A 15,194-nucleotide genomic window follows, 5' to 3' on the forward strand; every position below is an offset into this window, starting at 1 on the left:
GAATGAGCGTAGTAGTAGTGACCGAGCGTGACGAACACCATATGTCCCATGAGGCCCAGGCCGAGGGCAAGCGGATCTGGGACGTACACCAGAACGACCAGTTGGTCGGCATATTCCCCTCCAAGGAAGAAGCCATCGCCTACCAGGCGGAGCTGACAGCCACCGATGTAGCCCACTCGCAATAATCGGAATCGAAAGAAAAAGCCCGCTGATCGCGGGCTTTTTATTGAATAACGCGCTGTTTACCACATCAGGTCGTCAGGCACCTGATAGGCCGCATACGGATCATCCTCATCCGCCGCTTCGGTTGGCGTGTTGAGCAGCAGAATGCGCTGGGGATCGCGCTCCTGAATCTTCAGCGCAGCCTCGCGGGGAATCACTTCATAACCGCCGCCATGGCGCACGATGGCCAGGGAACCACGGCTGAGCTTGTCGCGCATCAGCGTATTGACCGACAGGCGCTTGACCTTCTTGTCGTCGACGAAGTTGTAGTAGTCCTCGGTGGTCAGCTTGGGCAACCGGGAAATCTCGATCAATTGCTTGACCTGCGCAGCGCGGGCTTTCTGCTCCGCCTTTTCCTGCTGCTGGCGGTTCAGCTCCTGGTCGCGGATGGCTTTTTCGGCCTTGGCCTGCTGAGCGGCCAACTGCCCGGAATTGTCCTCTTCGGCCTGACCTTTTTTTACCAGACGCTGCTGCTTCTGCTGTTGCTTGCTGGCCTGCTTGACCTGCTTCTCGTTGACCAGTCCGGCCTTGAGCAGCTGGTCACGTAATGAAATCGCCATAACCTACCTATCCGCAGACAATTTAATGGGATGGGGCACGCCCATCGTGATCAATCCAGGGCGCCTGTGCCGCCCTGGCTCAGCAGCCTCGCTGCTTCTCGTGTTTCTTGGCCTCGCCCCACAGGGCGTCAAGCTCGTCCAGTGTGCAATTCTCGATGGGGCGCCCCACTTCGCGCAATGCCTGCTCGATAAAACGAAAGCGCCGCTCGAATTTGCCATTGGCCGCCCGCAACGCCGCTTCCGGGTCAACCTTCAGGTGCCGTGCCAGATTGGTGGCACTGAACAGCAGGTCGCCAATTTCCTCGGCGATGGCTTGCGGATCGTTCTCGCTGATCGCTTCGAGCACTTCATCCAGCTCTTCGCGCACCTTGTCCAACACCGGCAGCGCATCCGGCCAGTCGAAGCCGACCCGCGCGGCACGGCCTTGCAGCTTTTTGGCACGGCTCAGGGCTGGCAGCACGTTCGGCACATCGTCGAGCAATGACAATTGCTGCGGCGCCGCTGAACGCTCAGCCCGCTCCTCGGCCTTGATCGCCTCCCAACGCTGCTTGACCTCGACCTCGCTCAGCCGCGACTGATCCAGCGGGCCGTACAGATCGCCATCGGGAAATACATGGGGATGACGGCGTACCAGTTTGCGGGTGATGCCATCGACCACATTGGCGAAATCGAAGCGCCCTTCTTCCTTGGCCAACTGGCTGTAGTAAATCACCTGAAACAGCAGGTCGCCGAGCTCACCGGGTAGTTCGGCGAATGCCTCACGCTCGATGGCGTCCGCCACTTCGTAGGCTTCTTCGAGGGTGTGCGGCACGATGCTCGCGTAGGACTGCTGCAAATCCCAGGGGCAGCCATACTGCGGGTCGCGCAAGCGGGCCATCAGGTTTAGCAGATCGTTGAGTTGGTACATGGAATGTTCCCGTCGATGCAGGCGTGAGACACGGATGCGCCTCACGCCTGTCTAGCGGTTCAAGGCGCCCGGTGGCGACGCGCCTCGATGATGTTGGGCAACTGCGACAGGCGCCCGAGCAGACGACCAAGTGCGTCCAACCCCGGAATTTCCACGGTCAGCGACATCGACGCCGTATTGTCTTCCTTGTTCGAATGGGTGTTGACCGCCAGCACGTTGAGCTTCTCGTTGAGCAGCATCTGGGTCACGTCGCGCAGCAGACCGGAGCGGTCGTAGGCGCGAATGATGATGTCCACCGGATAGGTCTGTACCGGCACCGGCCCCCAACTGACCTGAATGATCCGTTCCGGCTCGCGTGCTCCCAATTGCAACACCGCCGCGCAGTCCTGACGGTGGATGCTGACGCCACGCCCCAGGGTGATGTAACCGACGATGGGATCGCCCGGCAGCGGCTGGCAGCAGCCGGCCATCTGCGTCAGCAGGTTGCCGACGCCCTGAATCTGGATATCGCCGCGCTTGCCCGGTTTGAAACCTTGCGCCTTGCGTGGAATCAGCTCGAGCTGCTCGTTTCCGCGCTCGGGCTCGACCAGTTGCTGCGCCAGGTTGATCAGTTGCGCCAGGCGCAAGTCGCCGGCACCGAGGGACGCGAACATATCCTCGGCGGTGCGCAGATTGGCCTTCTCGGCGAGCTTGTCGAAATCCACCGGCGGCAATGCCACCCGCGCCAGTTCCCGTTCGAGCATCGCCTTGCCGGCCGCGACGTTCTGGTCGCGATCCTGCAGCTTGAACCAGTGAACGATCTTCGCCCGCGCCCGCGAGGTGGTGATGTAACCCAGGTTGGAGTTCAGCCAGTCGCGACTCGGCGTGCCCTGTTTGCTGGTGATGATCTCCACCTGCTCGCCGGTTTGCAGACTGTAGGTAAGCGGCACGATGCGGCCGTTGATCTTGGCGCCACGGCAGTTATGGCCAATCTCGGTGTGCACGCGATAGGCGAAATCCAGCGGAGTGGCACCCTTGGGCAGGTCGATGGCATGACCGTCGGGCGTGAAGACATAGACCCTATCCGGTTCGATATCGACGCGCAGCTGCTCGGCCAGCCCACCGATATCGCCCAATTCCTCGTGCCATTCCAGCACCTGACGCAGCCAGGAAATCTTTTCTTCGTAATGGCTGGAGCCGGATTTGACGTCGGTTCCCTTGTAGCGCCAGTGGGCGCAGACGCCGAGTTCGGCCTCTTCGTGCATGTTGGAAGTACGAATCTGTACCTCCAGTACCTTGCCTTCAGGCCCCAATACGGCTGTATGCAGGGAGCGGTAGCCGTTTTCCTTGGGGTTGGCGATGTAGTCGTCGAATTCCTTGGGAATGTGCCGCCACAGCGTGTGCACGATACCCAGCGCGGTGTAGCAATCGCGCACCGCCGGCACCAGCACACGTACCGCGCGCACGTCATAGATCTGGCTGAACTGCAGGCCTTTGCGCTGCATCTTGCGCCAGATCGAATAGATATGTTTCGCCCGGCCGCTGATATCGGCCTTGATGCCGGTGGCTTCCAGCTCCTCGCGCAGTTGCTCCATCACTTCATTGATGTAGTGCTCGCGATCCAGCCGGCGCTCGTGCAACAGGTTGGCAATCTGCTTGTATTGCTCGGGCTCGAGGTAGCGGAAGGACAGATCCTCCAGTTCCCATTTGATATGCCCGATGCCCAGACGGTGGGCCAGAGGCGCGTAAATGTCGAAGACTTCGCGGGCGACGCGCTGGCGACGTTCCTCGTCTGTGTCCTTCACCGCGCGGATCGCGCAGGTACGCTCGGCCAGCTTGATCAGCGCGACACGCACATCGTCGACCATGGCGACCAGCATCTTGCGCAGGTTGTCGACCTGGGCCTGGGAGCCAAGCACCATGGACTCGCCACGCGGATTCAGGCTGGCGCTGATGGCGGCCATGCGCAGCACACCTTCGATCAGCTTGGCTACGACCGGGCCGAAACGCTGACGGACGTCAGCCAGAGGAATCTTGCCTTCACGTACGCCGCGGTAGATGACCGCGGCGACCAGGGAATCCTGATCGAGCTTGAGGTCGGCGAGGATCTCGGCGATCTCGAGCCCGGCACTGAAACTGGATGCACCTTCAGTCCACAGATTCTGCGCCGCGTTGGCCTGCTGTTCGGCCGCTCGGGCGAATTCGCAGGCGTCGCGCAGGGCATCGTGATCGAGTGCGGGGTCGACACTCGTTACGTGCTCCAGCCAGGCCTCGAGATTGATACTGCCATCATCGTTGATGGGCTGGTGCACTCTAACCTGAACCATCTTGCTTACCTTCCCTACCGCGGGGCGTGCCCCGCTGAATGTCGCCAGACTTCTGCGAGCCGGTCGGTTTGACCACATCGGCGCAATCCCTATGCACCACTGCACTTATTATCCATCTACATCCTGGAACCTGGCGAGCCGGCCGATGTGGCAATGCTCAGCAGACTCCGAACAGGATCTTAACGTTCGAACAGCGCCATCGCTTCGACATGCGCCGTTTGCGGAAACATGTCCAGAATACCGGCTTTTTTCAATCGATAACCCTGTTGCAACAATTCGCCACTGTCCCGCGCCAGGGTCGTCGGATTGCACGATACATAGACCAGGCGATTGGCCCCGAGACTGGCTATCTGTTGAACCACCTGCAGCGCACCATCGCGCGGCGGATCGAGCACAATGGCATCGAAACCACCCACGGCCCAGCCTGCCTCAGCCAGCGGCTTGGACAGGTCAGCCTGATAAAAGTGCGCATTGGCCAGGTCGTTGTCCCGCGCATTGCCTGCCGCGCGCTCGACCATGGCTTGCACACCTTCCACGGCGATCACTTCACGTGCTTGCCGGGCCAGCGGCAACGCGAAGTTGCCCAGGCCGCAGAACAGATCGAGCACCCGCTCGTCGCTACGCGGCGCCAACCACTGCAAGGCCTGGGCCACCATCGACTCGTTGACGGCGGCATTCACCTGCACGAAGTCGCCAGGTCGATAGGCCAACTGCAGATTCCAGGTGTCCAGGCGGTAGCCCAGCTGCTGCGCGGCGCCTACCGGTTGCGGTTCACCCTCGCCCTGCAGCCACAGCTGAGCGCGCTGCACCGAGCAGAATGCCTGCAAGCGAGCCAGATCCACTTCGCCCAAGGTTTCGGTGTGACGCACCAGCACGGCGCTGGCAGTGCCCTGGAACAGCTCGACATGGCCAATCGCACGTGGCGCCTGCAGGCCACTCAGCAGCGCCGGCAAGGCGCGCAGGATCGGCTGCAGCGGCTCGACCAGCACAGGGCAATCACTAATGGCGACGATGTCCTGACTGGCCGCGGCGCGAAAGCCGACTTCCAGACGCTTGTTGCGCATATCCCAGCGCACGGCGATGCGGGCGCGGCGGCGATAGGCGAACTCGGGGCTGGTCAGCGGCTCGGCCCAGGCGTCGGGCTGCAACCCGGCCAGGCGCTCGAGTTGGTCGGCGAGCATCCGCTGTTTCAAAGCGAGTTGCTCACCGTGCGGCATGTGCTGCACGCTGCAGCCACCACAGACGCGGGCGTGCACGCATGGCTCGTCACGTCTGCCGGGGCTGGCCTGGAACACACGTTCGGTACGCGCTTCCACCACCTGACTACGGGCGCCGAGCACGCGGGCTTCGACCTCCTCGCCGGGCAGCGCGCCGCTGACGAACCAGGTACGGCCTTCGATGAAGGAGATGCCACGGCCATCGTTGGCCAGGCGCTCGACCTTCAGGCGCTGCTTCTTGCCCACCGGCACCTGAGCCGCACGCGTGCCGCCGCTGGGCTGGAAGCACAAGCCGCCGTTCTTACGGGCCATCAGTTCTCCGTGGCGTCGTACACGCCAGTGGACAGATAGCGGTCGCCGCGATCACAGATGATGGCGACCAGCACCGCATTTTCCAACTCCTGGGACAGGCGCAGCATGGCCGCGACAGCGCCGCCGGAGGACACGCCACAGAAGATGCCTTCTTCGCGCGCCATACGCCGCATCACGTCCTCGGCCTCGGTCTGCGCCATGTCGACGATGCGATCGACGCGCTCGGCTTCGAAGATCTTGGGCAGGTATTCTTCCGGCCAGCGACGAATACCGGGAATCGCCGAACCTTCCATCGGTTGCAGGCCGATGATCTGCACGCCGGGATTCTGCTCCTTGAGGTAACGCGACACACCCATGATGGTGCCGGTGGTACCCATGGAACTGATGAAATGGGTGATCTGCCCGTCCGTCTGGCGCCAGATTTCCGGGCCGGTGCTGGTGTAGTGGGCAACCGGATTGTCGCCGTTGGCGAACTGGTCGAGTACTTTGCCACGCCCCTCGGCCTGCATGGCCAGGGCCAGATCACGGGCACCCTCCATGCCCTCCTCCTTGCTCACCAGGATCAGCTCGGCACCGTAGGCGGTCATCGCTGCCTTGCGCTCGGCACTGGAGTTGTCCGGCATGATGAGGATCATCTTGTAACCCTTGATCGCCGCAGCCATCGCCAGGGCGATACCGGTGTTGCCCGAGGTCGCCTCGATCAGCGTGTCGCCGGGCGCGATATCACCGCGCAGTTCGGCACGGGCGATCATCGACAGCGCCGGACGATCCTTCACCGAACCGGCCGGGTTGTTGCCTTCGAGCTTTACCAGCAAGGTATTGCTGGTCGCGCCAGGCAAGCGTTGCAGGCGAACCAGGGGCGTGTTGCCGACGCATTCGGCGATCGTAGGGTATTGCGGGGTCATAGCGTCGATCGAGTCCAGACGGCTGCAGGGGGCGGCCATGATACCGGCAAAACGGCGCGAGCCCTACTACCGACTGCACGAGTTCACGTTCTGCCCAGGCGCCTCATCAGCCGTCGCGGAGCCCTTGCTACCAGCTTTCCAGCGTCAGCAAGCTAGGCCTGCGAACAAGCCGATCTAAGCTGATAACGGATTGATCTAGGGCCTGTTAACGCCGTGTGACACCGGCAATCACCGGAGTGCCACTGACCGGGTCACGCATCAGCGTGCAACGCACGTCATACAGCTCCTCGACCAGCGCCGGCGTGACGATATCGGCCGGGGCGCCCTCGGCGACGATACCCCCCGCCTTCATCGCCACCAGGTGATCAGCGTAGCGGCAGGCGCTGGACAGGTCATGCACCACCATGATCACGGTCTTGCCGACCGAGGCCAGATCGCGAATCAGCTCGAAGACCTCGATCTGGTGGCCGAGATCCAGGGCCGAGGTCGGCTCGTCGAGCAGCAACAGCGGCGTCTGCTGGGCCACCGCCATGGCGATCCAGGCACGCTGGCGCTGACCGCCGGACATCGATTCCAGCGGGCGCTCGGCCAGTGACTGCAGATCGGCCACGCGCAACGCTTCTTCGACGATGGCCTGATCTTCTGCCGACCACTGGCGCAGCAGGCTCTGATGCGGCTGCCGGCCGAAGCGGATCAGTTCGGATACGGTCAGGCCGTCGGGTGCGGTGGCATCCTGGGGCAGCAGCGCCAGTTGCCGTGCCACTTGCTTGGACGGCAGGCTGCCGATGGCCCGGCCATTGAGCAGCACCGCACCCGCGGTCGGTTTGTGCAGGCGCGACAGCCCGGCCAGCAGGGTCGACTTGCCGCAACCATTGGGGCCGACGATAGCAGTGACCTGCCCAGGCGGAATGCGCAGCGACAACCCTTCGATAATCGCCGCATGGGGATAACCCAGGCTCAGGTTCTCGGCGTGCAGGGTGACCTCGGCCTCGGGCCGGGTGGCGAACAGGTTGGAGGTGGTCATCGGCTCATATCCACAGCGGCCGCCAGGTTCGGGCGGCCTTTCATGTCAGTCTGCGCGACGGCTGGCGCAACAGGATCCACAGCAAGTAGGGTCCGCCGACCACGGCGGTGATCACCCCGACGGGAATTTCGATGGGTGCCAGCCAGGTACGCCCGACCCAGTCGGCGCTGGTCATCAGCAGCGCGCCAGCGAGGGCCGAACACAGCACGGGTACGCCACGATGGCCGCTCAGATAACGGGCCATCTCCGGTGCGGCGAGCGCGACCAGGCCTACCGGGCCGGCCACCGCCACGGCAAGCGCGGTAAGCAGTACCGTGGTGATCAGGGTCAGCAGACGCATGGCCTTGAGTCGCACACCGAGGCCTACGGCCACGCTGTCGGAAAAGCGCATCAGTTCCAGGCGCTGAGCCAGGTACTTGACCAGCGGCAGGCACAGGATCAAGCCGATGCCCAACAGCCAGATGGCCAGCGCCGGCCGCGCGTTGAGGCTGCCGACCGTCCAGGGATAGGCCACGTTGGCGGCATCGATATCGGCGCGCGCCAGCATCAGGTTGGTCAGCGCGCCGAACACCGCGCCAACGGCGATACCGACAACGATGAAACGATAGCCGCGGGCACCGGCACCGGCACTCAAGCCGAAAGCCAGCACGGCCGCGGTGGTTGCACCGGTCAGCGCCAGCGCGGAAGGCGCCAGGGTCGTGGGCACCGCAACGATGGAAGCCACGGCGAAGGCGGTAGCGCCGTCGTCGATACCGATCACTCCCGGTGTGGCCAGGCGGTTACGCGCCAGGGTCTGCAGCAGGCAGCCACCAATGCCGAACGCCGCACCGGTGAGCAGTCCGGCGATCAGACGCTGCAGGCGCAACTCCTGCACCAGAAACACATGCATCGGCTCGCCCTGCCCGAAAGCAGCCGCCAGCGCCGTCCACGGGGACAAGCCGGCAGCACCGGATGCCAGGCTGATGCCGACAATGATCAAGATTGCGCCCGACAGCCCCAGCGCAGCAAAAACACCGCGCCGATTCAGCAACACGCGCAACGAACCGAACGCCAGCAGCCAATAACCGTTCGGTGCCTTAGGCAGCGAGGAAGCCGGGCTATTCATAGGGTCGGCAGCCTGTGGCTGCGCACCACGGCGATCAGCACCGGTGCGCCGATCAGTGCGGTCACCACGCCAATCGGCAGTTCATAGGGGCTGACCAGCAGGCGCGAAAGGATGTCGGCGAACAGGATGATGCTTGGCCCGAGCAGCAACGACAGGCCGATGGTACGGCGAATGTCCGGCCCCACCAGGCGCCGGGCCACGAACGGCACCACCAGGCCGACGAAGGCGATCGGCCCCGCCGCCGCCGTTGCCGTGCCGACCAGCACGGCGACCCCGAGCAGCGCACCGAGGCGCGTGAGCGCCGGGTGATGGCCCAGCCCGGTGGCCATTTTCTCGCCCAGGGCCAGGGCCGACAGCGGCCGGATCAGCGGCAGCAGGATCGCCAGACCGAGCAGCAGGCCCGGCGTACTCCAGGTCAGCACGTCCTGTGGCCTGCCGGCCAGCGCGCCGATGATCCAGAAGCGGATTTCGTCGGCGCTGCGCTGATCGTGCAGCAGGATCAGCGTGCTGATGGCGGTGAGAATCCCGGAGAACGCCGCGCCGGCCAGCACCAGGCGCACCGGATCGTCACCGACACCGCGCACCTGGGTGACCAGCAACACCAGCAGGCAACCGACCATGGCGCCGCCGATAGCCACGCCGAGATTCAGGGTCGCCGCACTGGCGCCGAGGCTGATCGCCAGCACCACGGCAAAGGATGCTCCGGCACTGACACCGAGCAGGCCCGGCTCGGCCAGCGGGTTGCGCGTGGCCGACTGCAGCACCACCCCCGCCGCGCCCAGGGCCACACCCGCCAGCACGCCCAGCAGGGTACGTGGCAGGCGCAGTTCGAAGAGCACGAAACGGGCCTCGCCATCGGCCGTCGCAAACAGCGCCTGCGCACTGCGCAGGACACCGACCTCGCCCGCACCGATCAGCAGGCTGGCCAGGCACAGGGCCGACAGCAGGCCGACACAGAGCGCCAATGCCCGCGACAGCGACAGGCGCGCGCCCTTCCCCACTGCAATCATTGACCGGACAAGGCCTTCTCCACGTCATCGAGGATGACCTGCGCGGCCAACGGGCCGCTGCCGCTGCTCCAGATCTGCCCGTCGACGCTGACGGCATGGCCACTGCTGACCGCGTTCAGGCGCGCGAAGGCCGGTTGCTGACGGGCCTGCTCCAGCGCCTTGGCGCCATCGGGGTTGAGGGTGGCGAGGAACAGCCAGTCGCCATCGATGCGCGACAGGTTCTCCAGGCTCAGGGCATCGCTATGGGGTTTCGTGGTCAACGCCTCGGCCATCGCCGTGCTCTTGAAACCGAGCTGCGCCAGCAACTGGCCGACGAACAGGTGGCTGGACATCACGCCCGGGCCCTGGGGATTCCAGCGCACCACCGACGCCACCTGGCCCGGCTCGACCTTGTCCTTGAGGGCGTCGATGCGCTGGTCGATGGCGGCAATCGCGGCCTTGGCCTCGGCGCCCTTGCCCAGGGCCTGGCCATAGAGCTCGACGTTGACACGCCAGTCCTGGAACGAATTGCCCTTGGGCACGATGGTCGGCGCCATCAGGCTGAGTTTCTGGTACTGATCCTTGTCCAGCTCCGGCGACGCCAGGATCAGATCGGGTTGCAGGGCGAACACCGACTCCAGGTTGGTTTCACGGGCGGTACCGACCACTCGAATGGCCCCGGCCTTGTCCTTGAGATAGGCGGACACGTCATTGCCGCCCCGGGTGGCGACGCTGCCCAGCGGCTGCACGCCGAGGGACAGGGCGACGTCCAGCGGATTCTCGCCCAGGGTGATCACCCGCTGCGGCGTCCCCTGCAGCTCGACCTCGCCAAAGGCGGTATCGATCATGCGCGACTCGGCGACGGCCAGCCCCAACGGCGCCAGGCTGATCAGACCGGCAACGGCCAGCGTGCGCGCCAGGCGGCGGGTGCAAGTGGAAATCGTGAAATTCATGAGCATATCCTTCTCTACCTATGAGCAAATGCCGGCCAACAAACCGGCGCAATCAGCTCCGCCCCATCGCCCACGGGCTGAGTGGCCCTGTCACGACAAAAGCGGATTTTCGCATGTTCCCCATCAGGGCTGCACGCTCGTCATTTGTTACCGGACACTGCGATCACAGCAGCAGCGCCAGGCCCAGCGGCACGGGCAGCCCCGCCAGGTTCAACGCCAGACGCGGTCGGTAGGGCAGCAGCAAGGCGACCAGCAGGCCGCCCAGCGAGGCCAGGCCGCACCAGGCCACCGATCCCATCGCCCAGCCCCAGGCCTGCGCGCTGGCGCAGAAACCGAGCGCCAGCGCCAGCCATCCGCCAATGCGCAAGGCGCGCAGCAAATGTGCCGGCGGCGCCTTGGCCCCGATCTGTTTGTAATGACGGGCCAGGCCCAGGCACAGCAGCGCCATGCCGCTATAGTTCAGGGTCAGCGCCAGGGCGAGCATGATCATCCGTTCACCTGCGCCACGCGCGGGGTTTCCAGCCCCCTCTGCCGGCTCTCGCCAGCCGAACGCGACACGCGCCAGGCGCAACCGGCCAGGGCCGCGCCCAGGCCGAGCACCGCGAGGTCGAGCCAGAAACGCATGCCATCGCCGGCCAGCAGATCCAGCCAGGGCGAAGCGCCGAACGCATCCAGCAGCGGCAGGGCGGCGCACAACAGCGCCGCCGCGATCAGTTGCTCACGCCAGGCCTGTAGCGGCGCTCGCCACAATGCATGGGGCAAGCTCAGCAGCCATACGGCGAAGAACACCCGCACCTCCCAATCGGCACGACCGATCAGCTCGGCCGGTACCAGGCGATTGGCCCACAGCAGGGCCACGCAAGCCAGGCCCAGACCCGCCACACAGGATACATTCAGCGCCTCGATCAACCGGTAGGTCGCCGGGCTCAGTTCCTGCTGCCGACGCCGGCGCTTGACGGTGAAAAGCACCAGCCCGGTGGCGATCATCGCGCAACTGGCCAGCCCGCAGAGGAAATACAGCCAGCGCATCGGGTAGCCGCCGAACTGGGCGAAATGCAGGCCGGCCATGACCCGCTGGGTCAGCACGCTGGCACGCGAAGGGGGTGGCGCCTGTATCAACTCGCCGGTCACGCCATTGAACAGCATGCGTTCGCCCTTGGTCAGCTCGATACGATTGCCCAGCACCGGGCTGACCGCCACCTGGGCATCGGCTCGGCCAGGATTGCTGATACTCAGCGAACCCAGCGCGCCCTTGCCGTAATGAGCCTCGCCCGCGGCGATGAAGTGCCCAATGGGCAGCATCGGCACGGCAGTCGCCGGAGCACGCTCGGCGCCGCCCTCGCCCCGGCCACGCCCTTCGCCCCTGGCCTCGCCACGCTGCTGGAAGCCCATATCGGCGAACAGCGCCTGGCGGTCGTCCTGGTAGAGCGCCTGTACCCCGGCCGGCATATAGACGAGGTAGAAGATCGCCAGGCCGGTGTAGGTGATCATCAGGTGGAAGGGCAGCACCAGCACGGCACTGGCGTTGTGCGCATCGAGCCAGGAGCGGGCGCCCTTGGCCGGGCGGAAGGTGAAGAACTCCTTGAAGAACTTCTTGTGGATGACGATGCCGCTGACGAGGGTCGCCAACATCGCCATGGCCGCCAGCCCGACCACCCAGATCCCCAGGTTGCGCGGCATGTTGAGGGTGAAGTGGAAGCGGAAGAAGAAGTTGCCCCCCGCCGTCTCGCGCGGCTGCAAGGTTTCGCCGGTAAGCGGGTCGAGCACCTGTCCGCCACCCCGTCGCCCCTCGCCACTGGATACCTGCAGGCCCGGCGAACGCACACTGGGCAGGCCGATGTTCCAGGTTCGCGCCTGCGGCGCCGTCTCGCCCAGGTAGGCCAGCGCGACTTGCGCCGCCTGCGCCTGATCGACCCCGGCGGCACGCCGCTCGGGTTGCATCCAGTAGCCGATTTCCTTGTCGAACACCGCCAGGGTTCCGGTGAGGAAAATGGCGAACAGCAGCCAGCCGAAGATCAGCCCGGCCCAGGTGTGCAGCCAGGCCATCGATTGGGTAAGGGTCTGCGCTTTCATCCGTTCAGGCTCCAGCCCATGGCCAGAAGCCGATAGCCGCCAACGGCAACGCCACGCCCATGCCCGCCCAGGCGCGCCAGGCACTGGCCGCGCAGAAAGCCCAGAGGATGGCCAGGGTATAGATGGCGAACGACAGCAGGCTGGCGACGATCAGCGCATCGACCTTGGCCAGCGGCAACAGCCGCGCCAGCGCAGCGGTGAAGGCATAGGCCACGGCATAACCACCAAGGATCGCAGCCAGCACCCGCGACACCACGCCCCGCCATGCACCGCTCTGGCGGGCGGACTTTCCAGCGGCCATCATTGGCCTCCTTTGTCGTTCTGTACGGCACCAGCCGCCATGCGTAGCGCTTCGATCAGCGAAGCGGGCAACATCGGGCCATGGCCGAGATCGGCAAACTCGCGGTAACTCACTTGCATGGCGGGGTAGGCAGCCAGGCGTTCGGCCATCCGTGCCGCAGCATCGGGCGGCACGGCAGCCGCTGCCTGCTGACGGGCGCGAACCACCGCGGACGTCGCGTCCCCATTATCGCGCTGACGCTCGGCCATCCCTCTCATCAGCATCAGTCGTACGGGAGAGCTCGGGCCTTTGAAGGCTTTCTCTTCCTCGAGAATGAAACCGTTCTGCCACCAGATCGAAGGATCGGCAGCGATATAGGTCTGGAAGCTTTTCGGGCGTGTGAGCAAAGTATGCAGCGCAAAAAGCCCCGCATAGGAATGGCCCCAGAGAATCTGCCGCTGCGGATCGACACTGATCCGTGTCTCGACCTGCGGCTTGATCTTTTGCTCGAGCAGATCGAGGAAAACATCCGCACCACCACCCTTACGCTCGCGCGCAATATCGTCGATCACGGGCTTACCGCCGGGCAAAGGCGGCGTGTAGTCATAGGCACGGGCAGTCGTATCGAAACGCAGGTCGGTGGCATAACCGACCGCCACTATCACCGGCGGCTCGTGGCCATCCAGCTCCGCCAGCAGAGGCTCATCCAGAGTCGCCAGTGCAGCATTGCCATCAAGCAGATAGATCACCGGGCGACCGCCAGCAGACGCGGCACGCTTCGGCTCGGCGATCCATATACGGTAATGGCGCTGACTATCGGCCGAGTCCAGTTCGAAGCGGGAAAACCGGTAATAGGCAGAACCACTATCGGCCAGGGTAGGCCCCACGGGTTGCGAAAGATCAGGTCGGGCCATTGCTATACCTGTCATGCTCATCAAAACGATGACGATAATCCCCCACCGCTTCACATTGAATGTGATCAAGGCCTTAGCCACCATGCCAAGCCCTCCCCCTTTCAGTGAATGCAGTTCCGCACTCGGGCACCAAATCTAAATCTATGTTGTTTGCGCATAGCCACTGCTTGAGATTATCGGTGCAAGGTGCCTCTTGTTGCTCTGGGCGCAATGGATGCACATTGCCCCGCCACATGAGCATCTGTAACGCTTGCAACAATATACCCGGCTCTCCCGTGAACGCTGGCTGCTGACGAAGTTCAGAGAATGACGCTGCTCCTTTGGCCAAGACCTGAAGCAGAGGATCAAAAACTGCCGCAGGTCCCTCAATCACTCCTATTGGGGTAGAAAACCTAACTCCCCCTGAGCGCGGAGCAGCCGGCAGTAACTGAAACCGTATGCAATCCAAGTGTTCGAGATGCTCTTGTGGAGATAAGGATCGTGCGCCTCGCTGATATATATCTTTACGTTGGTGCTGGCCTCTCGCCAGATCTTTTACCATCTCCTGCATCGCAGGCGAAGGCAGCGTTGTTAGAAGTGGCTGAACGCCGCCCGGAATTGATAATGCATCTTGGTTTTCATAAGGGTCAGCACTCCCCAAATAGCTCACACCGGCCTGCGCCACCAGTTTATGTACGTCAACTGAATGCTGTGGCCTCCAATAATCTGTTAAAAAATCATGAGCGAGATAGGCAGCATTCTTTTTTCTTAGAACTTGTAAATGGGCCTTCAACTTCGGCTGATCTGCAAACACCCCAACCTCATCCAGGGCACTTAGCAAATCAAGCCCTGCTTGGACACTCTGCTCAGAGCCACTTACCAAGCAATGCGACAAATCATTTATAAGCTTCTGCGCAGATATCAGATGCGTCGCACCAGGATGACACATATAATGAAGATAAAAAATACCATTCGGAGCCAATGACTTTGCCACTATTTGCAAAACACTTTTCTGATATTTGGGTGCCACCCACGACCAAACACCATGAAGCACAACAAAATCAAAAAGCATATTATTTTGCCGTGCAAAAGACTCAAAATCAGCCTGTATAAAACGAACATTTTTCAGTTCAAGCACATTCGCAGCATTTCTTGCCAAGCGCAGATGTTCTTCATTGAAATCCACACCTACGAATTTCCCCTTGGGATTTGTAGCTGCAGCAACAAGCAAATCAATACCGACACCACAGCCCAACTCACAATATGAATAAGGCATTTGAATATCAGGGGCAACCGAACCCAAAAAATTAGCAACACTGGCCAACCATACGGGTTGTATTTCTTTATTAAAATGAGCTGGATACGCAACGTCCATTACATACCCATCCTTACGAACCATACATCAACCTCGACCAATCTAAGACAAGGAAAGCCTGTCTATCACGCAA

At 63.0% G+C, this 15,194-nt stretch carries 15 protein-coding genes; 1 reads left to right on the forward strand and 14 read right to left on the reverse strand.

Annotated elements, in window-relative coordinates:
- The first annotated feature begins 2 nt into the window (after nucleotides 1-2).
- On the forward strand, nucleotides 3-185 hold the full coding sequence (locus tag DNK10_RS23575; protein ID WP_131193220.1) for a hypothetical protein: 183 nt from the start codon (nucleotides 3-5) through the stop codon (nucleotides 183-185).
- A gap of 57 nt (nucleotides 186-242) precedes the next feature.
- Here the strand turns inward: DNK10_RS23575 and DNK10_RS23580 are convergent, their stop codons facing one another.
- The 14 genes from DNK10_RS23580 to DNK10_RS23645 form a co-directional block, all read right to left on the reverse strand.
- Nucleotides 243-782, reverse strand: a complete 540-nt coding sequence (locus DNK10_RS23580; protein ID WP_131181135.1) for a DUF2058 domain-containing protein — start codon at nucleotides 780-782, stop codon at nucleotides 243-245.
- A 79-nt stretch (nucleotides 783-861) separates the two neighbouring features.
- Entirely contained in the window at nucleotides 862-1,689 is an 828-nt protein-coding gene (gene mazG, locus DNK10_RS23585; protein ID WP_131193221.1) for a nucleoside triphosphate pyrophosphohydrolase, read from the reverse strand.
- A 59-nt stretch (nucleotides 1,690-1,748) separates the two neighbouring features.
- Complete coding sequence (gene relA, locus DNK10_RS23590) at nucleotides 1,749-3,995, reverse strand: GTP diphosphokinase (protein ID WP_131193222.1); 2,247 nt, start codon at nucleotides 3,993-3,995, stop codon at nucleotides 1,749-1,751.
- A gap of 179 nt (nucleotides 3,996-4,174) precedes the next feature.
- A complete protein-coding gene (gene rlmD, locus DNK10_RS23595; protein WP_131193223.1) occupies nucleotides 4,175-5,524 on the reverse strand; it encodes a 23S rRNA (uracil(1939)-C(5))-methyltransferase RlmD in 1,350 nt (449 codons plus the stop codon).
- The gene (cysM, locus tag DNK10_RS23600; protein ID WP_165496027.1) at nucleotides 5,524-6,429 is read right to left on the reverse strand and encodes a cysteine synthase CysM; all 906 of its coding nucleotides are present in this window, start codon (nucleotides 6,427-6,429) and stop codon (nucleotides 5,524-5,526) included. Before cysM ends, rlmD begins: the two co-directional genes overlap by 1 nt.
- Nucleotides 6,430-6,634: 205 nt before the next feature.
- A complete protein-coding gene (locus DNK10_RS23605; RefSeq protein ID WP_131193225.1) occupies nucleotides 6,635-7,453 on the reverse strand; it encodes an ABC transporter ATP-binding protein in 819 nt (272 codons plus the stop codon).
- 40 nt (nucleotides 7,454-7,493) lie between these two features.
- On the reverse strand, nucleotides 7,494-8,558 hold the full coding sequence (locus DNK10_RS23610; RefSeq protein WP_131193226.1) for a FecCD family ABC transporter permease: 1,065 nt from the start codon (nucleotides 8,556-8,558) through the stop codon (nucleotides 7,494-7,496).
- On the reverse strand, nucleotides 8,555-9,568 hold the full coding sequence (locus DNK10_RS23615) for a FecCD family ABC transporter permease (protein WP_131193227.1): 1,014 nt from the start codon (nucleotides 9,566-9,568) through the stop codon (nucleotides 8,555-8,557). The genes DNK10_RS23610 and DNK10_RS23615 overlap by 4 nt, the downstream gene beginning before the upstream one ends.
- A complete protein-coding gene (locus DNK10_RS23620; RefSeq protein ID WP_131193228.1) occupies nucleotides 9,565-10,500 on the reverse strand; it encodes an ABC transporter substrate-binding protein in 936 nt (311 codons plus the stop codon). The genes DNK10_RS23615 and DNK10_RS23620 overlap by 4 nt, the downstream gene beginning before the upstream one ends.
- A gap of 163 nt (nucleotides 10,501-10,663) precedes the next feature.
- Nucleotides 10,664-10,990, reverse strand: coding sequence for a DUF3325 domain-containing protein (locus DNK10_RS23625; protein WP_242675211.1), 327 nt, complete (start codon nucleotides 10,988-10,990; stop codon nucleotides 10,664-10,666).
- On the reverse strand, nucleotides 10,987-12,573 hold the full coding sequence (locus DNK10_RS23630; protein ID WP_131193229.1) for a PepSY-associated TM helix domain-containing protein: 1,587 nt from the start codon (nucleotides 12,571-12,573) through the stop codon (nucleotides 10,987-10,989). The genes DNK10_RS23625 and DNK10_RS23630 overlap by 4 nt, the downstream gene beginning before the upstream one ends.
- Before the next feature lie 4 nt (nucleotides 12,574-12,577).
- Nucleotides 12,578-12,874 (reverse strand): DUF3649 domain-containing protein, encoded by a 297-nt coding sequence (locus DNK10_RS23635; protein ID WP_131193230.1) that lies wholly within the window; start codon nucleotides 12,872-12,874, stop codon nucleotides 12,578-12,580.
- On the reverse strand, nucleotides 12,874-13,767 hold the full coding sequence (locus tag DNK10_RS23640; protein WP_208738862.1) for an alpha/beta hydrolase: 894 nt from the start codon (nucleotides 13,765-13,767) through the stop codon (nucleotides 12,874-12,876). Before DNK10_RS23640 ends, DNK10_RS23635 begins: the two co-directional genes overlap by 1 nt.
- 73 nt (nucleotides 13,768-13,840) lie before the next feature.
- A complete protein-coding gene (locus DNK10_RS23645; RefSeq protein WP_244216309.1) occupies nucleotides 13,841-15,121 on the reverse strand; it encodes a class I SAM-dependent methyltransferase in 1,281 nt (426 codons plus the stop codon).
- Nucleotides 15,122-15,194: the final 73 nt, after the last annotated feature.

Origin of the sequence: Phytopseudomonas daroniae (assembly GCF_004327275.1) — a bacterium.
In the GTDB taxonomy this organism is placed as follows: domain Bacteria; phylum Pseudomonadota; class Gammaproteobacteria; order Pseudomonadales; family Pseudomonadaceae; genus Aquipseudomonas; species Aquipseudomonas daroniae.